The following is a 26,347-nucleotide window of genomic DNA, read 5'->3' on the forward strand; positions in this document are numbered from 1 at the left end:
TCCATCACCGCACGCTCCTGCCCTGTTGCATCCCTGCCCCTTCGCCGCTCCTGCCGGCATGGCGCTTCGGCGGGATCCCGGCGTCGTAATTTTCCTGCTCCCTGATGATGGCCAGGAAGGCCTGCTCCAGGTTGGCGCTGTGCCCCTGCCTGCCCAGCTCTTCCGGCGTGAGCTGGGCCAAAAGCCGCCCCTCGCGCAACAGCAGCAGCGTTTCGCAGCGGCTTGCCTCCTCCATGACGTGGCTGGATATGAGGAGTGTTGTTCCTGACTCCGCCATTGCCCGGAAACGGTCCCAAAGGTCCGCGCGCAGCACGGGATCCAGGCCCACCGTGGGCTCATCCAGTACCAGCAGCCGTGGCTTCGCCACCAGGGCGCAGGCCAGGGATACCCGGTTGACCTGGCCGCCGGACAGGTCGGCCGTCTTGCGGCGGGCCTGGGCACCAAGTCCGACGGCGTCAATCGCCTCAGCCACGTCGGCTCTGCCTTTCCGGTGCATGGCGCCGAAATAGCGCACGTTCGCTTCGACCGTGAGGTCAGGGTAGATGCTGGGTGACTGGGTAACGTAGCCCACCTGCCGCCGCAGGGACGGGCTTCCGGCGGGCAGCCCCAGCACCTCGAGGGTTCCGGCGGCAATGCGCTGCGCTCCCACGATGGTCCGCATCAGGGTGGTCTTGCCGCTCCCGGAGGGCCCCAGCAGGCCGGTGATCCGTCCCGCCGGGATGGTGAAGTCCACACTGTGGAGCACGGCTTGCCGCCGCAGTTTGACAGAGAGCGACGCGGCCACGACCGCACCGGCCGCGCCACCGCGGTCCAACGTAGTGGATGCTGCATGGGACATTGTTGCCTCCGGGCGCGTCCGCAGGTGGCGCCGCACAACGGCTAATTCATCACCTGATGAATTAAAGCTAGGCCTGGCCCTGACAGCCGTCAACAGGTTCATAAAGTAAAAACACTTGTCAAACGTGTGCGCGATCACATAGGTTCAACCTAGCTGCGCTGGAAGTGGGGTGGGCGGTCTCACCAGTCCTCACCAGTACTTAGGCGATAACGGCGTTGGGCCACGCCCGGATGCGATGACCAGCCTCATTGGGGGGCCAGGGGCTTTGTATTGCCGGGCGTGGCCCTACTGTGTCCGGGGTCCGCAGTCCGTGCCGCTTGTTGAGTGCCGGTAGATTAGTACCCAGACGAATTGTCCGGCCCTGCTGACCCAGCACTTCCCCAGAAACGGATACCACCCGTGGTCATACGACTGTCCCAGCTTTTCCTGCGCACGCTGCGCGAAGACCCCGTCGATGCCGAGGTTGCCAGCCACAAACTCCTGGTCCGCGCCGGCTACATCCGCCGCGCGGCCCCCGGTATCTACACCTGGCTGCCGCTGGGGCTGAGCGTGCTGCGCAAGGTCGAGGAAATCATCCGTGAGGAAATGGCTGCCATCGGCGCCCAGGAAGTCCACTTCCCGGCCCTGCTGCCCCGCGAGCCGTACGAGGCCACCAACCGCTGGACCGAATACGGTGAAGGCCTGTTCCGGCTCCAGGACCGCAAGGGTGCGGACTACCTGTTGGCCCCCACCCATGAGGAGATGTTCACGCTCCTGGTCAAGGACCTGTACTCGTCGTACAAGGACCTCCCGTTGAGCCTGTACCAGATCCAGAACAAGTACCGTGACGAGGCACGCCCGCGGGCAGGGCTCCTCCGCGGCCGTGAGTTCATCATGAAGGACTCCTACTCCTTCGACGTCGACGACGCCGGCCTGGACGCCAGCTACGCAGCCCACCGGGGCGCCTACCTGAAGATCTTCGAGCGCCTGGGCCTCGAGGTGGTTCCGGTGGCAGCCACCGCCGGTGCCATGGGCGGCTCCAAGAGCGAGGAATTCCTGTTCCCCACCGAGATCGGCGAGGATACCTTCGTCCGCTCGGCCGGCGGTTATGCAGCCAACGTCGAAGCCGTCACCACCGTGGTCCCCGACGATATCGACTTCAGCAACGCCCCGGCGGCAGAGGTCCTGGACACCCCGGACACCCCCACCATCGAGACGCTGGTCGCCGCGGCGAACCAGATTGCCCCGCGCGAAGAGGCCGACGGCGGCGCCTGGACTGCGGCGGACACGCTCAAGAACGTGGTCCTCGCCGTCACGCTGCCCACCGGTGAGCGGCAGCTGGTGGTCATCGGCGTCCCCGGCGACCGCGCCGTGGACCTCAAGCGCGTGGAGGCGAACATTGGCGCCTTCCTGCCGATCGCGGGCGAGATCGGACTCGAGCAGGCCGGCGAGGAGGACCTCAAGAAGCAGCCGCTGATCGTCAAGGGCTACCTGGGCCCGGGGCTTTCGCTGGACCAGCCGCTCCTCGGATCCGACAGTGCCACCAAGCTGCTGTACCTGGTGGACCCGCGCGTGGTCAGCGGAACAACGTGGATTACCGGCGCCAACGAGGCGGGCAAGCACGTCTTCGGCCTGGTGGCTGGACGCGACTTCGGCTGGGACGGCGTCATTGAGTGCACCGAAGTACGCGCGGGCGACCCCTCACCCGATGGCTCGGGCCCCCTGGAGACCGCCCGCGGCATTGAGATGGGCCACATCTTCCAGCTCGGCCGCAAGTACGCCGAAGCCCTGGACCTCAAAGTGCTGGACCAGAACGGCAAGCAGGTGGTGGTCACCATGGGCTCCTACGGCGTTGGCGTGACCCGCGCCGTTGCCGCGCTGGCCGAGGCCAACCACGATGACCGCGGACTCGTCTGGCCCCGCACCGTAGCCCCGGCCGACGTGCATGTGGTGGCAGTGGGTCGTGGCGAGGAGATCTTCCAGGCTGCCGAAAAGCTTTCGGCAGAGCTTGAGGACGCCGGCCTGTCCGTCATCTACGACGACCGCCCCAAGGTTTCGCCGGGCGTGAAGTTTGGCGACGCTGAGCTGGTTGGTGTGCCCACCATCCTGGCCGTGGGCCGCGGCCTGGTGGACGGCGTGGTGGAAATCAAGGACCGCCGCAGCGGGGAAGCCGAGAACATCGAGGTGGACAAGGCCGTGGACTACGTGGTTAACGCCGTTCGAAACCAGTGATTTCCGGCTTCGAATCGATCCAGCCCGCCACCATCATCCTGATCGTGGTGGCTGGATTCGCAGCCGGGTGGGTTGACGCGGTGGTGGGCGGCGGGGGGCTTATCCAGCTTCCCGCGCTGCTCCTGGTGCCCGGGATCACACCCGTCCAGGCGCTGGCCACCAACAAGATGGGCTCCATCTTCGGAACCGCCACCAGCGCCGCCACCTACTACCGGCGGGTGGGCCCGGACCTCCGGACCGCCATCCCCATGGCAGTGATAGCCCTGGCGGGCAGTTTCGGCGGGGCGAGCCTTGCCGCCACCCTGCCGGCCGGGGTATTCAAGCCCATCATCGTGGTGGCGCTGGTCGCCGTCGCGCTGTTTACCGCCCTGAAACCCGGGGTCGGTGAGCTGACGGCGCTGCGGCACGACGGCCACAAGCATTACGTCGTTGCCTGCCTCATCGGGGCAGTGATCGGCTTTTACGACGGCCTCATTGGCCCGGGGACGGGATCCTTCCTGGTCATCGCCCTGGTGTCAGCCATGGGTTACGCGTTCCTGGAGGCCAGCGCCAAGGCCAAGATCGTGAACATGGCCACCAACGCCGGCGCACTGCTGTTCTTCCTGCCGCACGGATCCATCCTGTGGGGCATCGGCCTGCTGCTCGGCGGAGCCAACATGGCCGGCGGCTACCTTGGCGCCCGCACGGCAGTGCAGCAGGGGAGCAAGTTTGTCCGCATTGTCTTCCTGGTGGTTGTTGCGGCCCTGATCATCAAGCTCGGCTACGACGTCTGGCAGGAAAACTTCGCCTGACCGGTCCCTAAAAACTGCTCCTCGTGGCGTGGACCGGCCCGGCGTAGCATGCAGGTATGGCACACGGCGATGACGGGTACACCCCGGCACTGGCGGCCGCAGCGCAGCATGCGCAGGCCTGGCTGGACAGCCTTTCCCACCGCCCCGTGGGACCCAGCCTGCACGCCTCCGAGCTCGCCGCAGTGTTTGGCGGGCCCCTGCCGCCGGCGGGCATGCCCGCCGATGAGGTAGTCAATTTCCTGGCCAACGCAGCGGGGCCGGGGCTCATGGCCATGCCCTCGGGCCGGTTCTTCGGCTGGGTTATCGGCGGGACACTGCCCGCGGCCCTGGCATCGGACTGGCTGGTCAGTGCCTGGGACCAGAACGCCGGGCTCCGCTATGCAACCCCGGCCACCGCGGCGATTGAGGAAGCCGCCGGGCAGTGGGTCCTGGAGTTGCTGGGCCTGCCTTCGACTGCCGACGTCGGATTCGTCACGGGCGCCACCATGGCAAATTTCACCGGGATGGCGGCCGCCCGCTGGCGGTTGCTCGCCGATGCGGGCTGGGACCTGGACCGGGACGGACTCTTCGGCGCACCCCGGATCCGCTGCTTCGTGGGACGGGAACGGCACGACACCGTGGACCTTGGCCTGCGCTACCTGGGCCTGGGACAGCCAGCGCAGGTCCCCGCCGACGGGCAGGGCCGCCTGGTCCCCGCAGCACTGGACGCCGCCCTTGCCGCCGGCACCGGCCCCGCCCTGGTGTGCCTCCAGGCAGGCAACCTGCACTCCGGCGCCTTCGACCCCTTCACCGAGGCCATCGCCGTTGCCCGCAAACATGGCGCCTGGGTGCACGTTGATGGCGCCTTCGGGCTGTGGGCCGCGGCCGCGCCGGAACTGCGGCACCTCATGCGCGGCTGTGAGGAAGCGGACTCGTGGGGGACGGATGCCCACAAAACCCTGAATGTGCCGTACGACTGCGGCATTGCCATCGTCAGGGACCCGTCAGCCCTGCGGGCCGCCATGGGCCTGCACGCCAGCTATCTCGTCCACGATGCGGAAGGCCCGGGCGACCCGTTCGAGAAGGTCCCGGAACTGTCCCGGCGGGCCCGCGGAGTGCCGGTATGGGCGGCCCTGAAAAGCCTGGGCCGGGACGGCGTGGCAGCCCAGGTGGGCGGACTGGCCTCTGCTGCCACCGCAATCGCCGAAGGCATGGCGGCTTTGGACGGCGTGGAGGTGCTCAACGACGTCGGCTACACCCAGGTGTGCCTGGCTTTTGGCGACGACGACACCACCCGCGCAGTCACAGCCCGCATCATCGAGGAGGGAAGGGTGTGGATGTCCGGCTCACGGTGGCGGGACCGCGACATCCTTCGGGTTTCGGTGAGCAACTGGCATACCTCGGACGACGAGGTGGCCATAGCCGTGGATGCTGTCCGCTCAGCCCTGGCTGCTGTTCGGAACTCCTGACGGTTTTTCGATCGTTCTTCACCGGACGGTGCGGCCCTCTCGGGGTGCGGAGTGCCCTTAGCCGCCCTGGCCGGGTTCCGGCAGCGCATGGGGATGCGGGAGGCCTTCCAAGGTGTTTCCGGCAAGGGTGCTGGCAACCCAGAGGGACCGGGCCAGGTCGCCAGGATGGCGGTGCGACGCGTACCACAGGGCATTGTCCACCTCCCTGGCGATACCCCATTGCCGGGCTACATCGGGGTCAAGTCCGGCGGCCGTGCTGAAGTCGTTGCAGCGGCTGAGCAGCGCCGGCCCGGCCTGGACTGCCGGCAGGTCTCCAAGGCGGTTCCACAGCAGCGGCGCCACCGCGAACTCCGGCTCGCCGATCATCGGCTGGGGGTCGATCGCCGCGTAACCTGCCGGTGCCGGCGGCCCGTCCGTGCCCGGGCGCGCCAGGATGTTCAGGAAATGGAGGTCGGTGTGGACCAGCAGATCGTGCGCGGACCGGCGTCCCACCGCGCCGCGCGTCTGGCACACCTCCAGGGCTGCCTCCAACAGCCACCTGGGAAACGGCCGGCCCAGCTGCTCCCAGTCCGCTGGAAGGTCGTCACTCCACTGTTCCGCCCTGGCCGCGATGTGACCGAATTCCCGCCACTCAGGGCGGTGGTCAGGGACAATCCCCAGCTGCCGCACCAGCCCGCCCCACACCTGCGCGGCGTCCTCCATCGCCAGGTCCGCCAGCGTCCTGCCGGCGTCGAGGCGTTCCAGGAGCATGGCGCAAGACCCTGCATCAGAGGCCAGCAGCGCAACTGCGCCCCGGCCGTCCCAAAGCGCAAGGGCATGCCGCTCCACCGTTGCCTCGTCGTGGGGAAAAGCGATCTTGAGCGCTGCCGGGGAGCCATCGTGCCGGCGCACCGGCACCACCAAGCCGCCGTGGCCGTTCCACGGCAGGGTCGCAGGCGGCAGGTCAACCGCCAGTTGCCACTGCTCCAAGCGGTCCCGCAGCAGGACCGGAAGGCTGACAAGCCATCCCCTTCCCTCGCTGCTGCGGGCGTAGCGGGCCGAAAGGCCGGGCGGAATGGGGACCGCCGCCGCGGAGCCGCTCACCATGGGGTTGGTCATCCCGTTGTCAGGAATCATGGGATCGGGAATCACGGCGTCAGGAATCACAGCGTCAGGCACCGCGGGGTCAGACAACACCGGAGGCCCCGAGCAGGTTGCCGATCAGGAATGTTGCAGCGAGCGCCAAGGCACCGCCCACCACCACGCGGACGGCGGCGCGTGTTTTTGAACCGCCGCCGATCCAGGCGCCAACTGCCCCCGTCAAGGCCAAAGCCAGCAGGACCGAAATAAAAGTCAGCAGGACCCGGATCTCCGGCGGTGGAAGCAGGATGGCCAGCATGGGCAGGATGGCCCCGACGGTGAACGCGATGGCGGAAGCGAAAGCCGCATGCCAGGGGCTGACGATGTCCGCCTCATCAATGTTGAGCTCGGCGGACAGGTGCGCGGCCAGCACATCGTGGGCGGTAAGCTCCCGGGCAACCTTGGCCGCTGTTTCAGGCGTGAGACCCTTGGCCTGGTAGATGGCGGTCAGCTCGGCCAGTTCCGCTTCCGGTTCTTCCGCCAGCTCGCGGCGTTCCTTCTCGATCAGGGCCCGCTGGCTGTCGCTTTGGCTGCTGACCGACACATATTCGCCCAAGGCCATCGACACTGCACCGCCCACCACTCCGGCGACGCCTGCCGTGAGGATGGGTCCTATCTCGGCGGTGGCCCCGGCCACGCCCACCACAATGGCAGCGACGGAGACAATGCCGTCATTGGCGCCCAGGACGCCGGCCCTGAGCCAGTTCAGCCGGTGCGCAATATCGTTGCCGTGTGGTTCGGTCTCGAGGTGGCTGTTGAGCCCGGGGCTCGCTGCCGTCCCTCCCGGGTCGTCGGCCGGTTGGTCCGCGTTCATCCCATCAGCAAACCACCCATGCCCGCCCATCGCCACCCTGTAGGCGGCTTTCTTCGGGCACGCGACAGAACGAAGCGGGCACGCTGAGACCGCAAGGGTTCAGGATGCGGTTGGCGACGTCGTGGGGCCGGCGTTGGCAGGAAGCCTGGCACCGGCAGGGAGGGCGGGCAGTTGCTCGGCGTCCAGGGCCAGGCCGGGAACAGGTCCGGGGTCTGCGCCCCACCGCATGGCCCGTCCGGCGGCAGACTGCAGCGCTGACATTGCCCACTGCCGGTCCTGGCCCTGGGATACTGCAACGACGTCGCCGTAGGCCTCCAGCGTGGCCGCCTCAAGCTTGCCCAAACCGGCGGCCGGTGCTGCCAGGAAGCCAGGATCAAGGACGTACCCGGGCTGTTGCGGCACGGGCGCGCCGCAGGCAGACAGCAGGCGTTCCTCCGCGGCCGCGGCCTGTTCCTTATGCCGGACCAGGAATTCCGACGCCGGTCCCTCCTCCGCGGGCGCCAGCCGGGGGAGTGCCGCCTGGTAGCCGTAGGTGGCCTGGTGCTCCGCGGTGATGGCAGCGGCCAGTGCCTGGCGTATCCCCGCAGCAGTGCCGGGCCCGGTGGTCTCCGGGACGGTGGCCGGCGCCGAAGGCGAGGGGCAGGGCGCTGGGGTTCTCGCTGCCCCGGAAGTCTGTCCCTCAGTTACTCCCGGCCCCTCCGTTCCTGACTGTCCCTGCGTTCCTGCGTGTCCCTGCGGCGCGGGCATCCCCGTTGCGGCAGCAAGACGCCCGGCCGCGAGGAGCTGTGCCGTGCCGGTGCCGGCCAGAAGCCGCGCCATGCCGCCGTCGGCCGTTTCCGCGTCCTTGACGCGCGCGGCGCCGCTGTCAGCCAGGGCCTGGACAAATTCGGCGGCAGTTGGGACGCCGGCGCTGGGAAGATTGGCACTGGGAAGATCGGCACTGGGAAGATTTGCGCTGGGAAGATTGGCACTGGGGAGGCCGGAAGTGGAAGGTGGTGGGGGCGACGCCGGCGCTGACTCCGGGGCAGGGCCCAGCAGTGCCCTTGCCTGGATGGTCAGCAAGGTCACAACCGGGTCCAGCACGGTGGCGTCCGCGGCACCGGCGGAGGCGAGCTGCATTCCCGCAGTACGCAGGTCCACTGCCTTGCTGAACGCCGCCGCCCGGGCCCGCTCCGAGAAGGAAGGCTGGGCAGGTGCGGGCTTTTCCGCGGGAACCAGGGCAAAACCGAGGCTCAGGACAACCAGCGCGGCAAGGGCGAAGACGGCAAAACGGAGCGGGCGCATGCGGGGGCTGGGGTCCTGGGGGCGGTCTTTCACAACAGACCATGGTGTCACGCTGAAGGGGAACCCGGGTGCACCAATGGCCGGTAAAATAGCTACGCTAGTAAAACCACATCATCTATAGGGAGGCGGCCGGCATCGTGAGCAATGCAGAAGCCACGGCTTCACCAGACCACACCGGTACGGGAAGCGGATCCGCGCCGGCCCACAACCCCGAAGCTGCCCGGCTCCGGGCCCTCCTGGAACCCGCAGTACAGGCCAACCGCCTGTACCTGGAGGATGTGGCCATCATCCCCGGCTCGCACCGGGTGGTCCACGTCGTGGTGGACCTGCCGCAGGAGGAAAGCGGTGGCGTCAGCCTTGACGTCATTGCGGACATCTCCAAAGTGCTCTCGGATGTACTGGACAACGATCCCAACGACGACGGCCGTCCGTACGACCTCGAAGTGTCCTCGCCCGGCGTGGGGCGCCCCCTGACGGAACCCCGCCACTGGCACCGGGCCCGTGGCCGGATGGTCAAGGTGAACGTGATCCAGGGCGACAACATCACCGGCCGCATCCAGTCCGTGGACGATGGGGGAGTCACCCTGGTCCCCGAGGTCGCCGTCAAGAAGGGCATGAAGCCCCGGCAGGGCGAACCCGTAAAACTTCCTTTCGACAGGATCCGCAACGGAAAAGTCGAGATCGAATTCAGCCACCTCCCCGAGGACGGTCTGGAACCTGAACACAATGGACCTTCTGAGGAGGCCTGATGGATATTGACATGAGCGCACTGAGACTTTTGGAGCGTGAGCGTGAAATCCCGCTGGACCTCCTGATCCCCACCATCGAGCAGGCGCTCCTGGTGGCCTACCACAAGTCTCCCGGCGCCTTCGAGAAAGCGCGCGCCGAGCTGGACCGCAAGAGCGGCCACGTCACAATTTGGGCCGTGGAGATTGACGACGACGGCGCCCCCATCGGTGAATTCGAGCACACCCCGGAAGGGTTCGGCCGGATCGCCGCCAGCACTGCGCGCCAGATCATCCTGCAGCGCCTCCGCGATGTCGAGGACGATAACGTCCTGGGCGAATTCAAGGGCCGCGAAGGCGAACTGGTGTCCGGTACCATCCAGCAGGGCAACAACCCGCACATGATCCAGGTAAACCTCGGCTCCATCGAAGCCCTGCTGCCGCCGCCCGAGCAGGTTCCCGGTGAGAAGTACATCCACGGCAACCGCCTCCGCGCGTTGGTCATCGACGTGCACCGCGGGACCAAGGGTCCGTCCGTCACGCTGTCCCGGTCCCACCCGGGCCTGGTCCGCAAGCTCTTCGAACTCGAAGTACCCGAGATCGCCGACCACTCCGTGGAAATCGTTGCCCTGGCCCGCGAAGCCGGCCACCGCACCAAGATCGCCGTCAAGGCGAACACCCCGGGGATCAACGCCAAGGGTGCCTGCATCGGCGAGATGGGCTCACGCGTCCGCGCGGTCATGACCGAGTTGAACGATGAAAAGATCGACATCGTTGACTTCAGCGAGAACCCGGCCACCTTCATCGCCAGCGCACTCTCGCCGTCGCGCGTGAATTCCGTCACCATCACGGACGAAGCCACGCGCTCCGCCCGGGTTGTCGTTCCCGACTACCAGCTGTCGCTGGCCATCGGCAAGGAAGGCCAGAACGCCCGGCTGGCGGCGAAGCTGACCGGCTGGCGCATCGACATCGTCTCCGACGCCGCGGTTTCCCGCGACAAGTAACGTCCAGGCACCGGTGGCTGGCGCGACGCGGCAGCCACCCGGTTTCTGGCAGAACGGCCCGAAGGGGCTAGAATAGATAGGACCGCGCCTAACGGCCGGTAGCCGTGTGCCTTGGGCGTGCTCGTTTCCGTAACTGCGGAACCGGTAAACCTTCGGCCAGCAGAATGAACGTCAGGACGATGACCGTGGCAGAAGTGCTTTCCACCGGAAGTCAACCTGAACGTACCTGCATCGGGTGCCGGAAGAAAGGCCCGCGGTCGCAGTTGCTCCGGCTCGTCGCCGAAGGCAGCGGGTCAACCGCTGTCCTGGTGGATGAACGACGCCGGATGTCTGGCCGGGGTGCATGGCTGCACCCCAGCCAATCGTGCCTGGCTCTGGCGATCAAGCGGCGAGCATTCGGACGTGCCCTTCCGGGCGCAACCGGAACAGCCGCCGTCGAACACTGGATCATGTCAGGTCCGAACGTTGACGCCGCCCCGGTGGCTGCAACACCAACCGTCCAACCTGAAAGCGGGTCAGAAATCTGATGGAAACCCGATGAGTTCCCAGCGATGAGTGCGTAACGATGACAACTTTGTTGCGCTCTGCAATGGGCCCCTTCGCATCAACAGCGGCTGGGGTCCGCAGTAAGAAGTAGACGGTTCGTGCCTGGCTCGGTGCGGACCGAGACAGGAGAAATGTGGCCAAGGTCCGCGTACATGAGCTCGCCAAAGAGCTCGGTATAACTTCCAAAGATGCAGTGACAAAACTGCAGGAACTGGGCGAATTCGTTCGCTCCGCCTCGTCAACCATTGAGGCCCCCGTTGTGCGGAAACTGCGCAACGCCTTCCCCGACGCCGCTGCCAAGTCAGCGGCCCCGGCCGCAGCGCCCGCCGCTGCACCCAAGGCACCTGCCCCCGTGGCAGAATCACGCCCTTCAGCACCGGCTCCCGGCCCCGCTGCGCCCAAGGCTCCGGCCCCCAAGGCACAGGCACCGGCTCCCGCTGCCCCCACCGCACCTGCACAGGCAGAAGCACCGGCTGCGCCGGCCGCCACGCCTGCCGCCCCCGCGGCTCCGTCCTCGAGTGCTCCCTCCACCGGCGCCAAGCCCGGTGCACGCCCGGCACCCAAGGCCGAAACCCCGGCTCCCTCCACCCGTCCGGGTGGATCCACAACGGGCGGGTCCGGCCCGCGTCCCGGCGGTCCCCGTCCGGGCAACAACCCCTTCGCCACCTCGCAGGGCATGCCCCGCGGCCGCGGCGGAGACGGTGAACGCGCCCCCCGTCCGGGCAACAACCCCTTCGCCACTTCGCAGGGTATGCCCCGCCCCGGTGGCAGCCGTACCGACGGCGACCGCCCCGGTGGTCCCCGTCCCGCAGCAGGTGCAGGCGGACCTCGTCCGGGTGGGCCGCGTCCCGCAGCGGGTGCCGGTGGCCCCCGTCCTGCAGCAGGCGCAGGCGGACCCCGTCCGGGCGCTCCCCGTCCCGGCGGTCCCCGTCCTACCCCCGGCATGATGCCCAACCGCACTGAGCGTCCCGCACCCGCAGGTGCCGGCCGTCCGGGCGGCGGCGGCCGCGGTCCCGGACGCCCTGGTGGCGCTCCCGGTACCGGTGGTCCCGGTGCCGGCGGCGGTGCTCCCGCCGGCGGTGGCTTCGGCAAGGGCGGCCGCGGCCGCGGCGGCACCCAGGGTGCCTTCGGCAAGGGCGGCGCAGGCCGTGGCAAGCAGCGCAAGTCGAAGCGTGCAAAGCGCCAGGAACTTGAGCAGATGAGTGCCCCGTCGCTGGGTGGCGTGAGCGTACCCCGCGGCGACGGCAACACCGTCATCCGGCTCCGCCGTGGCTCGTCCATCACGGACTTTGCCGACAAGATCGAGGCAAACCCCGCCGCACTGGTGACGGTGCTGTTCCACCTTGGTGAAATGGCCACCGCCACCCAGTCGCTGGACGAGGACACCTTCGCCCTGCTCGGCGAGGAACTGGGCTACAAGCTCCAGGTCGTTTCCCCTGAGGACGAGGAGCGCGAGCTGCTCTCCAGCTTCGACATCGACTTTGATGCCGAACTCGAAGCCGAAGGCGACGAGGAACTGGAAGCACGTCCCCCGGTTGTCACCGTCATGGGCCACGTCGACCACGGTAAGACCCGGCTGCTCGACGCCATCCGCAAGTCCGACGTCATGGCGGGCGAGCACGGTGGCATCACCCAGCACATCGGTGCCTACCAGGTCACGCACAACCACGACGGCAACGACCGCAAGATCACGTTCATCGATACCCCGGGCCACGAGGCGTTCACCGCCATGCGTGCCCGTGGTGCGAAGGTCACCGACATCGCCATCCTGGTGGTCGCAGCGGACGACGGCGTGATGCCGCAGACCGTTGAAGCCCTCAACCACGCCCAGGCGGCCAACGTGCCGATCGTCGTGGCAGTGAACAAGATCGACAAGGAAGGCGCCAACCCGGAGAAGGTCCGCGGCCAGCTGACCGAGTACGGCCTGGTTCCCGAGGAATACGGTGGCGACACCATGTTCGTGGAGGTCTCTGCCCGCCAGAACCTCAACATCGACGAGCTGCTCGAGGCCGTCCTGCTCACCGCGGACGCTGCCCTGGACATGCGCGCCAACCCGAACAAGGACGCCCGCGGCATCGCGATCGAAGCCAACCTGGATAAGGGCCGCGGTGCTGTTGCAACCGTCCTGGTCCAGTCCGGTACCTTGCGCGTCGGCGACACCATCGTGGCAGGCACGGCCCACGGCCGCGTCCGTGCGATGTTCGACGACGACGGCAGCGCCCTGACCGAGGCCGGTCCGTCCCGCCCCGTCCAGGTGCTGGGTCTGTCCAACGTGCCGCGCGCCGGCGACACCTTCTTCGTGACTGCTGACGAGCGCACTGCCCGCCAGATCGCCGAGAAGCGTGAAGCAGCCGACCGCAACGCCGCCCTGGCCAAGCGCCGCAAGCGCATCAGCCTGGAAGACTTCGACCAGGCCGTCGCCGAAGGCAAGATCGACACCCTCAACCTCATCCTCAAGGGTGACGTGTCCGGTGCCGTGGAAGCCCTCGAAGACGCGCTGCTCAAGATCGACGTCGGCGAAGGCGTGCAGCTGCGCGTCATCCACCGCGGTGTGGGTGCCATCACTCAGAACGACGTCAACCTGGCAACGGTCGACTCCGCCGTCATCATCGGCTTCAACGTCAAGCCCGCCGAGCGGGTTGCCGAACTGGCAGACCGCGAAGGCGTGGACATGCGCTTCTACTCCGTCATCTACGCAGCAATCGATGACATCGAGGCGGCGCTCAAGGGCATGCTCAAGCCGGAATACGAAGAAGTCCAGCTCGGCACCGCCGAGGTCCGCGAAGTCTTCCGCTCCTCCAAGTTCGGAAACATCGCCGGCTCGATCGTCCGCTCGGGCATCATCCGACGCAACGCCAAGGCACGCGTCAGCCGCGACGGCAAGATCATCGGTGACAACCTCACCGTTGAGTCGCTCAAGCGCTTCAAGGACGACGCCACCGAGGTCCGCACGGACTTCGAATGTGGTATCGGCCTTGGGTCGTACAACGACATCACCGAAGGCGACATCATCGAGACCTTCGAGATGCGCGAGAAGCCGCGCGTCTAACTCTTGTTAGTCCGTGGCCGGGGCCGTTGGATTTTTCCGGCGGCCCCGCCCCTTCGCTGGGCGGCTTGGGATCTTCGATCCCGCGCCGCCCAGCTTCGGCAGCGGAAAATGGCCTTCCCAACACTCGCAAGCTCGCGTCGGGACCCTCGGCTATTTCCTTAGATGCCACTCCCGGGCCGCCGGAAAAAATCCAACGGGTGCGTCATCGGCTCGCTTGGGTGCGTGGCATCCAGACCCTGGGCGCGTTGGCTGACGTTTGCGCCGCCGTCGTACGTCCCAAATTTTTCTTCTTTTAGGAGTTGTTCATGGCTGATCCGGCACGTGCTGCCAAATTGGCGCAGCGGATTAAGGTTGTTGTTGCTGAGGCCCTGGGCCGGAAGGTTAAGGATCCCCGGCTTGAGGGCATTACCGTTACCGATGCCCGCGTAACCAATGATCTGCAGCATGCCACCGTTTACTACACCGTCTTCGGGGACCAGGCTGTCCAGGCCGACGCTGCCAAGGGCCTTGAGAAGGCCAAGGGTGTGCTCCGGCAGGAGGTGGGGCGGAACATCACCGTCCGGCTGACCCCCACCCTCGAGTTCGTGGCCGACCAGATTCCGGTCAACGCCTCCAACCTGGAGGAACTGCTCCGGGAGGCCAAGAAGCGGGATGCCGAGGTTGCCGCCCTTGCCGCCAACGCCCGGCACGCCGGCGACGCGGATCCGTACAAGTCCGACGCAGTCGCCGACGTTGACATCGACGAGGACGACTTCGACGAAGAGGACCTGGACCTCAGCGACGACGAAGACCTCGACGAGGACGCCAACAAGTAGGCAGCGGACTTCCGCAAACACAGCAGCAGGACCCGGAGGCACCTCCGGGTCCTGCTGCTGTGTTTGGCTGCCGCCTATCGAAGATCAACTTCGATAACCCTGCCGGCAGGCATGGGAGCGGGAGCGTTAGGCATCGACGGATCGGGTTGCGCCGGCAGCGCATCCACGGTGGCGAAGACATCTCCGTCCTTGAACTCAACATCCGCGGGCAGGTTCACCTCCAGGAAACGCGAGCGATCCGCGTCGCAGTTGAACTTCAGGATTTCCCCGCCGAACAGCGATGCCACGTAAATGTCCCCGTTGTCGGCCACGGCCAGACCGGTAGGACTCAGGATATGGTCCGCCCAAACAGTCGTGTCACCGTTCCACGGATTCACCTTGAATATGGCACCGCGAGCACCCAGTTCCGGTCCCTCCGGGCCACCAGGCAGTGACGTGACGTACAACCAGCCGTCCGGACCGATTTCAACATCGGTGGGAACCGGTTCGAACGCGTACTTCTCGCCAACAACGCAGTCAGGAACCGTCATCGTGTGGCCTTCCATGTCACGTGGAATCTGCAGGCCAGCGGGGACCTTGGCCGGCCTTGGCGGCAGGACCGTCAGTGTGGAAATGGCGCCCGATTTGAGATTTACCTTGAGGATCGCGTTCATGCCGGCGTCAGCCACGTAGGCGGTGCTGTCCTTGACTGCCAAGGCGTACGGGTGGGAATCCACCGTGCCCGTGTATCGGGCGGGTGGGAAGGCCGGCCAGTCTGCCAGGCACTTGTCGCTGACGTCTGGCTCGAAGCCGTAGTGCTGGTCCCCGTCGGGATTGTGCTTCCGTTCGTATTCCGCGAAGTTGGCAATAGTGTCCACATCGCCTCTGGAGTCAATGGACTTCAAGTAGCCCTGGAGCTTGGCCGGATCACCCTGCCCGGCTCCGATGCTTTCCAGGAAGTACGTGGTGCTATCGCGGATTTCCACGCCGGCGACTTCCCAACCCTTCTTGGCGGTGTAGACGTCTTCTGTCGATCCGTCGTGCTCCACACGGGTAAGGACGCCGGCGAAGTCCTGGCTGACACGGACTGATTCGCCCTTGCCAACGGCAAGGTGGAGTGGGGTGAGGAGTCCTGTACCCAGGACTTCAAAGTCCGGGTCGTGAGTGGAGGCAAACGCCGGTGATGCCTGGACCATCATGGCGGCTGCCATGCAGGCGACAAAGGTGAGTTTTCTTTTCATGGGGTACTCCGGGGTGCGAGGCCCTTGCGGGCTGGATGTGGCGCCTCCGTAGAGGCGAAATATATCCCCCGGGCGTCAGCGTAGGCTCCTACCAGCGGGTAGGCGTTGGGGGCCTGCCCCCTTCCTGGCCCCCTTTCCGTCCCCCTATGGGGTGCACATGGCTAGGATCGTGCTATGACCTCCGCAGAACACGGCAACCGGGGCTTACGGCACCCTGCATTTGCCCAGTACCTTGAACAGGCCGTGGAGTTGGCCACACAAAATGTTGGTGAAGGCGGCGGCCCCTTCGGAGCTGTTGTGGTAACACCTGACGGGCGCGTGCATGCCGGGGTCAACAGGGTGACCCGGGACAACGATCCCACTGCCCACGCGGAAGTGGTGGCCATCCGGGCAGCGGCCGCGGCTGCGGCGGACTTCGACCTCACCGGCTCTGTCCTTTACGCAAGCTGCGAGCCGTGCCCCATGTGCCTGGCGTCTGCCTTGTGGGCCAGGATCGGCCACGTCTACTTCGCCGCGGACCGCCACGGCGCCGCTGCGGCAGGCTTCGACGACGCCCTCTTCTACGACTACTTCAGCGGCGCGGCCCCGGAGCTGATGCCCGTCACCAGGAGTGACATCCCGACGTCGGACGTCCCCTTCCAGGCGTGGCGCGCCTTTGACAGCAGGAAGGAATACTAGCCATGGAATCCGCCCTACTCCGCTGCCCCGCCTGCGGTAAGACCAACCGGGTGCCGGCCCAGGCCTCCGGACATCCCCGCTGCGGCAACTGCAAGGCGGACCTGCCCTGGATCGTGTCCGCGGGCGACAGCGACTTCGCCGCCGTGGCGGAGCAGTCGCCGGTTCCGGTGCTGGTGGATTTCTGGGCCGCCTGGTGCGGGCCCTGCCGCATGGTAAGCCCCGTCCTGGACCAGCTGGCCCGGGAGCGGCCCGGGAAGATCAAGCTGGTGAAGGTGGATGTGGACGCGTCTCCGGGCCTGTCGCGGCGGTTCGACGTCCAGGCCATTCCAACCCTCGTGGTTCTGGTCGACGGAAAGGTCGCAGCCCGCCAGGCCGGCGCCGCACCGGCGGGCGTCCTCCGTTCCTGGCTGGACAAGGCCCTCGCCGGCGCCCGCAGCTAACAGAGCAGGCAGCTTCGCCGGCCGGCCAAGCCAGGTATCAACCCAGGACGTCAGGGCCGGCCGTCCGGAAGCCGGGACAGCCCGTCCAGCAGATCCTGCTTCCGGCCGCACAGCGCGATCCGGACCCACCCTTCGCCGATGGAGCCGAAGGCGGTCCCTGGGGCCAGCGCCACACCGGAATCCGCCAGGAAACGCCGAACCCAGGCCCGCACGTCCCCGCCGGTCACATGGGACATATCGGCCCAAAGGTAGAACGCCCCCTGCGCCGGCAGATAGCGGATCCCTTTTGCGGTGAGGACTGCCGAGGCGGCATCCCGGTTCTCCCGGTAGTGCTGGTGGGCGTGCCGGACGTAGTCCTGCGGCCCGGTCAGGGCAGCCAGCGCCGCGTACTGCGGCGCTGACGCCACGCACGACACGATGGATTCCATCACGTTGTCCATCTGCTGTTTGAGGCCGGGCGGGCAGATGAGCGCGCCGATTCGCAGACCCGTCAGGCCGTACGTCTTGGACAGTGTCAGCGAAGTGAACACGCGTGCATCCGCCGGGGTGCCGCCGTCGAACCTTGCCGGGCTGACGTGGGGAACATCGTAAGTGAACGCCTCGTAGCACTCGTCCGAAACCACCCAAATGTCATGCCGGCGGGCCAGGTCCATCAATTCCCGGACCACTTCTTCACCCAGCACTGCTCCGAGGGGGTTGGACGGGGAATTGAGCACCAGCACCCGGGTGCGGCTGGTGATGAGGGCCTCCACGTCGGCAACCTGTGGCTGGAAGCTGTGTTCGGGGCGCAGCGGATAGCCCACCGGCACGGCACCGAGCAACCGGCTGGTCATCGCAAAGGTGGGGTAGCCCGGGTTGGGGATCAGGATTTCGTCGCCGGGGGACAGCAGCAGGCTCATGGCGAAATGCAGGCCCTGCTGCGCCCCGACCACCACGTAGACGCGGTCAGCACCGACGTCCACCCCTTGTTCTTCCCGGAACCTGGCAGCGAACGCTTCCCGAAGGGCGGGGATCCCGGCGTTGGGTGTGTAGTTGGTTTCATCGCGGTCCAGGCAGGCGATGCCTGCGTCCAGGACATGGCGGGGGAGCGGGAAACCCGGCTCCCCGATACTCAACACAATGGCGCCGGGAGTACGCCACGCGGCCTCGGTGATCTCGCGGATCTGGTTGACGGGCACGTCGCGGACATGGGCGGCAAGCTCAGGCATGGCAGCCATCCTAGCCGTCCCCGTCGGGCTGCCGCGGTGCGTCCGGGACCGGGGTGGTGGCGTGGGCCGGCGGGCCAACCAGCGCCGATATACTGGGAGGCGTGCTTTCTGGACTGGTGATAGTGGACAAGCCGCAGGGATGGACCAGCCATGATGTGGTTGGCCGGATGCGGCGCCTCGCAGGTACCCGGAAAGTAGGGCACGCCGGAACCCTGGATCCCATGGCCACGGGCGTCCTGGTGGTCGGCATCAACAAGGCCACGCGCCTGCTGACCTACATCGTGGGCACCTCAAAGACCTACACCGCCACCATCCGGCTGGGCCAGGCCACCGTCACGGACGACGCGGAAGGGGAGGTCACGGCCACGGCCGGCACTTCCGGTGTCACTGAGCAGGCAATTCACGACGGCGTCGCGGCACTCACAGGCGACATCGAGCAGGTGCCAAGCAGCGTCAGCGCCATCAAAGTGAACGGCGAACGCGCCTACGCGCGCGTCCGGTCCGGCGAGGATGTGAAGCTGGCCGCACGCCCTGTCACCATCCACCGGTTCGAGGTGCACGCCGTCCGGCGGGATCCGGCGGCGGGTGTGATTGACCTCGACGTCACCGTTGAATGCTCCTCGGGCACATACATCCGTGCCCTGGCCCGGGACCTTGGCAATGCGCTGGGTGTTGGAGGGCATCTCACTGCCCTCCGCAGGACCCATGTGGGCCCCTATTCGCTGGACCAGGCGCGCACGCTCGAACAGCTCGCCGAAGAGCTCAACGTCCTGGAAATGTCGCAGGCTGCCCGGGCACTGATGCCCAACCGCGAACTCAGCGCCGAGGAAACCACGGAGATATCCTTCGGGCGGCGGATCGCTGCCGGCGCGGCCCCCGGCGCTCCCGGCGCCGCCACTGTGGAGCATCCGGCCGCCGCCTTCGCTCCCGACGGCAGCCTCGTGGCCCTTCTTGCCGACGCAGGCAGTTACGCCAAGCCGGTGCTCGTCTTCGCCCCCGGCGCCGGGACGGCCGCAACCGCCGCCGCGGAGGCCTGACACGTGGACGCATATTTTTGGATCATCCTCGTGGTCGGCCTGGGGTCCACGCTGGTGTGCCTGGGTGCGGGCATCCTCAAGAAGGCGCCGAACGACGTCACCATCCTCTCCGTCGCAGCCGTGGAAGCGGCCCTGGTGGTGTACCTGGTGGGGTCCATCGTCCGCGTGATCGCCGGCGAACCGATTGCCGGGGAGGCGTGGGAGTTTTGGGGCTACATGGCCACCGCCGTGCTCCTGCCGCCGGCGGCAATCTACTGGTCCATTTTGGAGCGCACCCGGTGGAGCAACTTTGTCCTGGCCGCGGTCGGCGTCACGGCACTCGTCATGGCCGCCCGAATGAACCAGATCTGGTACTGAAGTGGAAGAAGCAGCAGGAATGAACGACAAGCAAGCCCCGGCGGCTCCCGGCGAGGCACCCACCCGCAATACCCGCAATACCGGGCCAGGCCGCCTGCTGATTGCCGTGTACGGCGTTTTCGCGATCTCGGCCACGGCCCGGGCCGGATACCAGATCCTCACCAAGTTCTCCGAGGCTCCGCTGGCCTATCTGCTCTCCGCCTTGGCCGCGCTGGTGTACGTGGTGGCCACGGTGTCGCTGGCCAGAGCCGGAACCACCTGGTTCAAGGTCTCCGTTGCCGCGGTGCTCGTTGAACTCGTGGGCGTCCTGGTGGTGGGTACCCTGAGCATCCTGGACTCCGTGCAGTTCCCGCACGAGACCGTGTGGTCCCTGTTTGGCCGCGGCTATGGCTTCATTCCGCTGCTGCTGCCCATCCTGGGACTGGTGTGGCTCTACCGGCGCCGGCCTTCGGTGGCGGCTGAATCGCGTTCCAAAGCCGCGCAGTGATGTCAAAGGCAGCACAGTGAATCCGGGTAACCTTGAAGAGTTCCGCGGCCGGCATGGTTCCGGAACGTGGCTTGCAGGCAGCTTAAGGCGAGGGTGATGGTTTACATCTGGAACGATCCGTCCGATGTCCCGGCGGATTTCGGCCCATCTGTTGTCACTTTCGGCAACTTCGACGGTGTTCACCGCGGCCACCAGCAGGTGCTGTCCCAGCTGATCCGCTCGGCCCGCCTTTCCCACGCCAAGGCTGTGGCCGTGACCTTCGACCCCCACCCGGCGGTAATCCACCGGCCCGAGGCCGCGCCCGAGCTCATCATGGGCCTGGACGACAAACTGGACGCGCTGGGCGGACTCGGACTGGACGCCATTTTGGTGATCAAGTACTCACTGGATCTGGCCAGCCTCACGGCTGAGGAATTCGTGGAGCAGTACCTGGTGGACTGCCTCCACGCCAGCCACGTGGTGATCGGCCACGACGCCCGCTTTGGACGGGGCAACTCCGGAGACCTGGACACCATGAAGGCGCTGGGCGACAAGTTCGGCTTCGATGTCCAGGTCATCAGCGAGTTCGGCGCCGAGGGCTACCCCCTGCATGACGACGACGGCACGGACCGGCGCTGCTCCTCCACCTGGGTGCGCGAAGCCTTGCAGGAAGGCGATGTTGCCACCGCCGCCTCGGTCCTGGGCCGCCCGCACAGAATGCGCGGCGAAGTGGTTCACGGGGCAGCCCGCGGCCGCGCCCTCGGCTTCCCCACGGCAAACCTTTCCTCGAACGCCACGGGGCTGATCCCCGCGGACGGCATCTATGCGGGCTGGCTGGTGGACCAGGCGGGCACGCGCTGGCCTGCTGCGATCTCGGTGGGGTCCAATCCCACGTTCGAGGGCGTGAGCCGCCAGGTGGAGGCGCACGTCATCGACAGGCCCAAGGAGGCCGTGGAGGACTTCGATCTGTACGGCCAGACAGTGATTGTTGAATTCGTGGCGCGGCTTCGCGGCATGGTGGCCTACCGTGGCCCTGAGGCACTGGTGGAACAAATGCGGCTGGATGTGGCCCAGGCCCACCAGCTCCTCAGCCACCACTGACTGCAGCATCCGCCGGTTGCAACACGTGGCTGCAACAACGGGGTGACAACAACGAAAGGCAGCACGTGTCCGTCGAAAAGAACACCCGCAAGCTGGATGAGGGGATTGTCCGCGACTTCAGCTCGCGGATGAGCTACGCCTCCTACCTGCAGCTTCCCACGCTGCTCAGCGCGCAGCAGCCGGTCAGCCAGCCCGAGCACCACGATGAACTGCTGTTCATCATCCAGCACCAGACCACGGAGCTGTGGCTGAAGCTGGTCCTGCACGAGCTGCGCAGCGCGGCCGCGTGGCTCCGCGGGGACGACCTCGGTTCCGCGCTCAAGGGCATTGCCCGGGTCAAGCACATCCAGAAGACCCTTACCGAACAATGGTCTGTCCTGGCCACCCTGACACCCACCGAGTACTCGCAGTTCCGGGGCTTCCTGGGCAACTCGTCAGGGTTCCAGTCGGCCCAGTACCGGGCGGTGGAATTCGTCCTGGGGAACAAGAACAGCAAGATGCTGCCCGTCTTCGAATCCGATCCGCAAGCCCACGCCATGCTGGCCGAACTGCTTGCCGCCCCCAGCATCTACGACGAGTTCCTGGCCTACCTCGCGCGGCAGGGCTTCGATGTGCCGGGATCGGTCCTGGACCGGGATGTGACCCAGGCCCATGAGTTCACCCCGGAACTGGTCCCGCTTTTCAAGCACATCTATGAAAACGCGGCGGACAACTGGGCTGCCTACGAGGCGTGCGAGGAACTGGTGGACCTGGAGGACAACTTCCAGCTCTGGCGGTTCCGCCACCTGCGCACCGTGCAGCGGACCATCGGCATGAAGACCGGCACCGGGGGATCCAGCGGTGTGACCTTCCTGCAAAAGGCCCTTGAATTGACGTTCTTCCCGGAATTATTCGCTGTCAGGACGGAGATCGGACAATGAGCATCCATCAGGAAAACCACCTCGATGTGTCTGCCGAAGCGCTCCGCGGGCGCGCCGAAGAGCTGGACCGCCGGGACGCCCTGGCACACTACCGGGACCTTTTCATTGGCACGGACACACCGCTGTCCTACCTGGACGGCAACTCCCTGGGCCGGCCCCTGACGCGCACTGCCGACGACGTCGCCGCCTTCATCCGGGACGAGTGGGGCGGACGCCTCATCCGTGGCTGGGACGAACAGTGGCTCAGCATGCCGCAGGCCATCGGGGACCAGCTCGGACGCGCCGTCCTCGGAGCTGCTCCGGGGCAGACCATAATCGCCGATTCCACCACCGTGGTCCTCTACAAGCTGATCCGCGCGGCCCTGGCCGCCGTACAGGATCCAGACCGCAACGAGCTGGTGCTGGATACGGAAAACTTCCCCACGGACCGCTACCTGGTGGAGGGCATCGCCCTCGAGGAAGGCCTCACCCTGCGCTGGATCGAGCCCGACCCGGCCGCCGGGGTGACCCTTGACCAGGTGCGCCAGGCCACCGGGCCGAGGACCGCCGTCGTCCTCCTCAGCCAGATCGCCTACCGCTCAGGCCACCTCGCGGACCTGCCGGGGATCACCGCGGCAGTGCACGACGCCGGCGCGCTGGTGGTGTGGGACCTGTGCCATTCCGCGGGGTCGGTGGAGATCGACCTGGACGGTGCCGACGTGGACTTCGCAGCCGGCTGCACCTACAAGTACCTCAACGGGGGCCCGGGCTCGCCTGCTTTCGCCTACGTCAATGCCCGGCACCTGCCCTCGTTGAACCAGCCCATCTGGGGCTGGATGGGGCGGAAGGACGCCTTCGAGATGGCCGCCGGCTATGAACCTGCCGCCGGCATCCGGGGCTTCCTCAGCGGCACCCCCGCCATTTTCGGCATGATTGCCATGCGGGGAACCCTGGACCTCATCGAGGAAGCCACCATGGCTGCCATCCGGGAGAAGTCCCAGGCCCTGACCGCATTCGCCGTGGAGGTCTTCGATGCCTGGCTGGCCCCGCTGGGAGCCGAACTGGCGTCGCCGCGGAACCCGGGGGAGCGGGGCGGGCATATCACGGTGGACCATCCCAACTTCACCAAGGCCACCGTGGAAGCGCTCTGGGAAGGGGATGTCATCCCTGACTTCCGCTCTCCCCATGGCGTCCGGGTGGGGTTGTCGCCGTTGAGCACCAGTTTTGCGGAAGTGCTCCAGGGCATGGCGGCGATCCGGGCCCGGCTGCAGGGCTGACGGCGCACTGTTTCGACAAGGTTAGGCCGCGCCCGGTAAACTGGACGATGGATCCGGCTGCAGTCCGTGGCGGCTGGTTCCTGTTGTGGTCGGCCTTCCCCGGTTATCCGGATCAGGACCAGCACGGCAGACCCGGCAGTGAATTACTGACCTGGGCCCTCACGGCACATCCCAAGGAGATATTGTGGCACTTGACGCCGCTGTAAAGCAGTCCATCATCAAGGAATACGCAACTGGCGAAGGTGACACCGGTTCACCCGAGGTCCAGGTTGCTGTCCTGACCCAGCGGATCAAGGATCTGACTGAGCACATGAAGGAGCACAAGCACGACTACCACACCCAGCGCGGTCTGCTGGCCATGGTTGGTCGTCGCAAGCGCATGCTGAGCTACCTCAAGAAGACTGACATCGCCCGCTACCGTTCGCTCATCGAGCGTCTCGGCCTGCGCCGCTAGTCACACTTTGGGGCGGCCCTTTCCCTCCGGAACGGGCCGCCTTCTTCAAATAAAAACTAAACAGGAGGATCAACCGCATCACGCATTCGCGGTCCTCGGTAGTGATCCCCGGGAACGGCTTCGTTGACTGAAGCCGGCGGCCCGTGGGTCTCGATCGATGACCGGGTGCAGGGCCAGTAGACAGATGCTGGCTGGGTTGATGCGGCTGGACTTCCGTAAATAGAAACGGAGGTGACTCTCTTGGAGGGTCCCGAAATCCAGTTCTCGGAAGCAGTCATTGACAATGGCCGTTTTGGCAAGCGCGTAATCCGCTTTGAAACCGGCCGCCTCGCCAAGCAGGCAGCCGGCGCAGCAATGGTGTACATCGACGATGACACCGCCCTGCTGTCCGCAACCACCGCCGGCAAGCACCCGCGTGAAGGCTTCGACTTCTTTCCGCTCACGGTCGACGTCGAAGAGCGCATGTACGCTGCCGGCCGTATCCCGGGCTCGTTCTTCCGCCGCGAAGGCCGCCCGTCCACCGAAGCCATCCTGGCCTGCCGCCTGATGGACCGCCCGCTGCGCCCCGCCTTCATCAAGGGCCTGCGCAACGAGGTCCAGATCGTGGTCACCGTCCTGGCCATCAACCCCGATGAGCTGTACGACGTCGTTGCCATCAACGCTTCCTCGATGTCCACCCAGCTGTCCGGCCTCCCGTTCTCCGGCCCCATCGGCGGCGTCCGCGTTGCCCTGGTCAACGACGAAAACGGATCGCAGTGGGTTGCCTTCCCCAAGCACTCGCAGCTGGAAAACTCCGTGTTCAACATGGTGGTTGCCGGCCGCGTTGCCGGTGACGACGTCGCCATCATGATGGTCGAGGCCGAAGCAACCGACAACTCCTGGAACCTCATCAAGGAACAGGGCGCCACCGCCCCCACCGAAGAGGTTGTGGCCGAGGGCCTGGAGGCTGCCAAGCCGTTCATCAAGGCACTCTGCGACGCCCAGGCCGACCTCGCCGCACGCGCTGCAAAGCCCACGGTCGAGTTCCCGGTCTTCCTGGACTACGAAGACGACGCTTACGCCGCCGTCGAATCCGCTGCCGCCGAAAAGCTCGCCGCTGTCTTCCAGATCGCCGACAAGCAGGAACGCGACAACGCCTCCGACGCGCTCAAGGACGAGGTCCTTGCCGGCCTGGCAGGCCAGTTCGAAGGCCGCGAAAAGGAGCTGTCCGCTGCTTTCCGCTCCGTCACCAAGCACGTTGTGCGCCAGCGCATCCTCAAGGACCAGATCCGCATTGATGGCCGCGGCCTGACGGACATCCGCCAGCTCACCGCAGAGGTCGAGGTTCTGCCCCGCGTTCACGGTTCGGCCATCTTCGAGCGCGGCGAGACCCAGATCATGGGTGTCACCACGCTGAACATGCTCAAGATGGAACAGCAGATCGACTCGCTGTCTCCCGTCACCCGCAAGCGCTACATGCACAACTACAACTTCCCGCCGTACTCCACCGGTGAGACCGGCCGCGTGGGCTCGCCCAAGCGCCGCGAAATCGGCCACGGTGCCCTGGCAGAGCGCGCCATCGTGCCCGTGCTGCCGTCCCGCGAGGAATTCCCGTACGCCATCCGCCAGGTATCCGAGGCCCTCGGCTCCAACGGCTCCACGTCGATGGGTTCCGTCTGCGCCTCCACCCTGTCCCTGCTGAACGCCGGTGTGCCCCTGAAGGCCGCCGTCGCCGGCATCGCCATGGGCCTGGTGTCCGACCAGGTTGACGGCCAGACCCGCTACGCGGCACTGACCGACATCCTCGGCGCCGAAGACGCCTTCGGTGACATGGACTTCAAGGTTGCCGGTACCGCCGAGTTCGTCACGGCCATCCAGCTGGACACCAAACTCGACGGCATCCCCGCTTCCGTGCTCGCGGCAGCCCTGAAGCAGGCCCGAGAGGCGCGCCTGCACATCCTCGAGGTCATCAACTCGGCCATCGACACCCCGGACGAGCTCTCCGAGTTCGCACCGCGCGTCATCGCCGTCAAGATCCCCGTGGACAAGATCGGCGAGGTCATCGGCCCCAAGGGCAAGATGATCAACCAGATCCAGGAAGACACCGGCGCCGACATCTCCATCGAGGACGACGGCACGGTCTACATTGGCGCCACGAACGGTCCGTCTGCAGATGCAGCACGCTCCGCCATCAACGCCATCGCCAACCCGCAGGTCCCGGAGATCGGCGAGCGTTACCTGGGCACGGTGGTCAAGACCACCACCTTCGGTGCCTTCGTGTCGCTGACCCCGGGCAAGGACGGCCTGCTGCACATCTCCGAGCTGCGCAAGATCGCCGGCGGCAAGCGGGTGGACAACGTTGACGACGTTGTTTCCGTGGGCCAGAAGATCCAGGTGGAAATCACCAAGATCGATGACCGCGGAAAGCTGTCCCTGTCTCCGGTCGTGGCTGAAGAGGAAGGCGCCGACGACACCGAGCGCGTTCACGCCACGGAGCCTGCTGAAGGCGCTGAGGTCTAACAGCAGGGGCTTCCCGGCATAAGCATGAATCGGCGGGACCGGTGGATGATCCACCGGTCCCGCCGCT

General features: G+C 66.5%; 24 protein-coding genes. 18 read left to right on the forward strand and 6 right to left on the reverse strand.

All coding sequences use genetic code 11. The features are described from left to right. Positions 1-4 precede the first annotated feature (4 nt). Entirely contained in the window at positions 5-838 is an 834-nt protein-coding gene (locus LDO14_RS07440; RefSeq protein ID WP_223994619.1) for an ABC transporter ATP-binding protein, read from the reverse strand. 399 nt (positions 839-1,237) lie between these two features. Here LDO14_RS07440 and LDO14_RS07445 point away from each other — a divergent pair, with 399 nt between their 5' ends. The 3 genes from LDO14_RS07445 to LDO14_RS07455 are packed head-to-tail and all read left to right on the forward strand — an operon-like array spanning position 1,238 to position 5,288. Further along, positions 1,238-3,049, forward strand: coding sequence for a proline--tRNA ligase (locus LDO14_RS07445; protein ID WP_223994621.1), 1,812 nt, complete (start codon positions 1,238-1,240; stop codon positions 3,047-3,049). After that, a complete protein-coding gene (locus LDO14_RS07450; protein WP_018771953.1) occupies positions 3,046-3,840 on the forward strand; it encodes a TSUP family transporter in 795 nt (264 codons plus the stop codon). The genes LDO14_RS07445 and LDO14_RS07450 overlap by 4 nt, the downstream gene beginning before the upstream one ends. Positions 3,841-3,896: 56 nt before the next feature. Further along, a complete protein-coding gene (locus LDO14_RS07455) occupies positions 3,897-5,288 on the forward strand; it encodes a pyridoxal-dependent decarboxylase (protein WP_223994623.1) in 1,392 nt (463 codons plus the stop codon). Between the two features lie 57 nt (positions 5,289-5,345). Here the strand turns inward: LDO14_RS07455 and LDO14_RS07460 are convergent, their stop codons facing one another. The 3 genes from LDO14_RS07460 to LDO14_RS07470 form a co-directional block, all read right to left on the reverse strand. Further along, positions 5,346-6,386: an aminoglycoside phosphotransferase family protein gene (locus LDO14_RS07460; RefSeq protein ID WP_056389958.1), complete on the reverse strand. Its 1,041-nt coding sequence runs from the start codon at positions 6,384-6,386 to the stop codon at positions 5,346-5,348. A 67-nt stretch (positions 6,387-6,453) separates the two neighbouring features. Next, entirely contained in the window at positions 6,454-7,221 is a 768-nt protein-coding gene (locus LDO14_RS07465) for a VIT family protein (protein WP_018771956.1), read from the reverse strand. 99 nt (positions 7,222-7,320) lie between these two features. Further along, positions 7,321-8,538 (reverse strand): DUF4439 domain-containing protein, encoded by a 1,218-nt coding sequence (locus LDO14_RS07470; protein ID WP_223994625.1) that lies wholly within the window; start codon positions 8,536-8,538, stop codon positions 7,321-7,323. A gap of 104 nt (positions 8,539-8,642) precedes the next feature. Here LDO14_RS07470 and rimP point away from each other — a divergent pair, with 104 nt between their 5' ends. The 5 genes from rimP to rbfA all read left to right on the forward strand — a co-directional run bounded on the left by rimP (position 8,643) and on the right by rbfA (position 14,644). Beyond that, on the forward strand, positions 8,643-9,254 hold the full coding sequence (gene rimP / locus LDO14_RS07475; protein ID WP_056389881.1) for a ribosome maturation factor RimP: 612 nt from the start codon (positions 8,643-8,645) through the stop codon (positions 9,252-9,254). Next, positions 9,254-10,234, forward strand: a complete 981-nt coding sequence (gene nusA, locus LDO14_RS07480; protein WP_018771959.1) for a transcription termination factor NusA — start codon at positions 9,254-9,256, stop codon at positions 10,232-10,234. Before rimP ends, nusA begins: the two co-directional genes overlap by 1 nt. Before the next feature lie 179 nt (positions 10,235-10,413). Then, positions 10,414-10,761: a YlxR family protein gene (locus tag LDO14_RS07485; protein ID WP_056389877.1), complete on the forward strand. Its 348-nt coding sequence runs from the start codon at positions 10,414-10,416 to the stop codon at positions 10,759-10,761. 152 nt (positions 10,762-10,913) lie between these two features. After that, positions 10,914-13,829, forward strand: a complete 2,916-nt coding sequence (infB, locus tag LDO14_RS07490; RefSeq protein ID WP_223994627.1) for a translation initiation factor IF-2 — start codon at positions 10,914-10,916, stop codon at positions 13,827-13,829. Positions 13,830-14,134: 305 nt separating this feature from the next. After that, positions 14,135-14,644 (forward strand): 30S ribosome-binding factor RbfA, encoded by a 510-nt coding sequence (gene rbfA, locus LDO14_RS07495; RefSeq protein WP_018771961.1) that lies wholly within the window; start codon positions 14,135-14,137, stop codon positions 14,642-14,644. Between the two features lie 74 nt (positions 14,645-14,718). On the opposite strand, the gene LDO14_RS07500 is transcribed toward rbfA, so the two are convergent. Next, positions 14,719-15,864: a ScyD/ScyE family protein gene (locus tag LDO14_RS07500; RefSeq protein WP_223994629.1), complete on the reverse strand. Its 1,146-nt coding sequence runs from the start codon at positions 15,862-15,864 to the stop codon at positions 14,719-14,721. 174 nt (positions 15,865-16,038) lie between these two features. Between LDO14_RS07500 and LDO14_RS07505 the strand changes: the two genes are divergently transcribed. Both LDO14_RS07505 and trxA read left to right on the forward strand, forming a co-directional pair. Next, entirely contained in the window at positions 16,039-16,542 is a 504-nt protein-coding gene (locus tag LDO14_RS07505; RefSeq protein WP_018771963.1) for a nucleoside deaminase, read from the forward strand. A gap of 2 nt (positions 16,543-16,544) precedes the next feature. After that, positions 16,545-16,982 (forward strand): thioredoxin, encoded by a 438-nt coding sequence (gene trxA, locus LDO14_RS07510; RefSeq protein WP_223994631.1) that lies wholly within the window; start codon positions 16,545-16,547, stop codon positions 16,980-16,982. A 50-nt stretch (positions 16,983-17,032) separates the two neighbouring features. Here the strand turns inward: trxA and LDO14_RS07515 are convergent, their stop codons facing one another. Next, entirely contained in the window at positions 17,033-18,190 is a 1,158-nt protein-coding gene (locus tag LDO14_RS07515; protein WP_223994633.1) for an aminotransferase class I/II-fold pyridoxal phosphate-dependent enzyme, read from the reverse strand. Positions 18,191-18,291: 101 nt separating this feature from the next. Between LDO14_RS07515 and truB the strand changes: the two genes are divergently transcribed. The 8 genes from truB to LDO14_RS07555 all read left to right on the forward strand — a co-directional run bounded on the left by truB (position 18,292) and on the right by LDO14_RS07555 (position 26,280). Next, complete coding sequence (gene truB / locus LDO14_RS07520; RefSeq protein WP_026266187.1) at positions 18,292-19,227, forward strand: tRNA pseudouridine(55) synthase TruB; 936 nt, start codon at positions 18,292-18,294, stop codon at positions 19,225-19,227. Positions 19,228-19,230: 3 nt separating this feature from the next. Continuing rightward, positions 19,231-19,584, forward strand: coding sequence for a hypothetical protein (locus tag LDO14_RS07525; RefSeq protein WP_223994635.1), 354 nt, complete (start codon positions 19,231-19,233; stop codon positions 19,582-19,584). 19 nt (positions 19,585-19,603) lie between these two features. Then, a complete protein-coding gene (locus LDO14_RS07530; RefSeq protein ID WP_223994637.1) occupies positions 19,604-20,071 on the forward strand; it encodes a hypothetical protein in 468 nt (155 codons plus the stop codon). Positions 20,072-20,167: 96 nt separating this feature from the next. Next, on the forward strand, positions 20,168-21,151 hold the full coding sequence (locus tag LDO14_RS07535; protein WP_018771969.1) for a bifunctional riboflavin kinase/FAD synthetase: 984 nt from the start codon (positions 20,168-20,170) through the stop codon (positions 21,149-21,151). 65 nt (positions 21,152-21,216) lie between these two features. Next, positions 21,217-22,071, forward strand: a complete 855-nt coding sequence (gene kynA, locus LDO14_RS07540; RefSeq protein WP_018771970.1) for a tryptophan 2,3-dioxygenase — start codon at positions 21,217-21,219, stop codon at positions 22,069-22,071. Further along, positions 22,068-23,327 (forward strand): aminotransferase class V-fold PLP-dependent enzyme, encoded by a 1,260-nt coding sequence (locus LDO14_RS07545; protein ID WP_018771971.1) that lies wholly within the window; start codon positions 22,068-22,070, stop codon positions 23,325-23,327. The genes kynA and LDO14_RS07545 overlap by 4 nt, the downstream gene beginning before the upstream one ends. A 184-nt stretch (positions 23,328-23,511) precedes the next feature. After that, entirely contained in the window at positions 23,512-23,781 is a 270-nt protein-coding gene (gene rpsO, locus LDO14_RS07550) for a 30S ribosomal protein S15 (RefSeq protein ID WP_013600532.1), read from the forward strand. Between the two features lie 240 nt (positions 23,782-24,021). After that, positions 24,022-26,280, forward strand: a complete 2,259-nt coding sequence (locus LDO14_RS07555; RefSeq protein WP_018771972.1) for a polyribonucleotide nucleotidyltransferase — start codon at positions 24,022-24,024, stop codon at positions 26,278-26,280. The last annotated feature ends 67 nt before the right edge of the window (positions 26,281-26,347 follow it).

It is taken from the genome of Arthrobacter sp. NicSoilB11 (assembly GCF_019977375.1).
Taxonomy (GTDB): Bacteria; Actinomycetota; Actinomycetes; order Actinomycetales; family Micrococcaceae; genus Arthrobacter.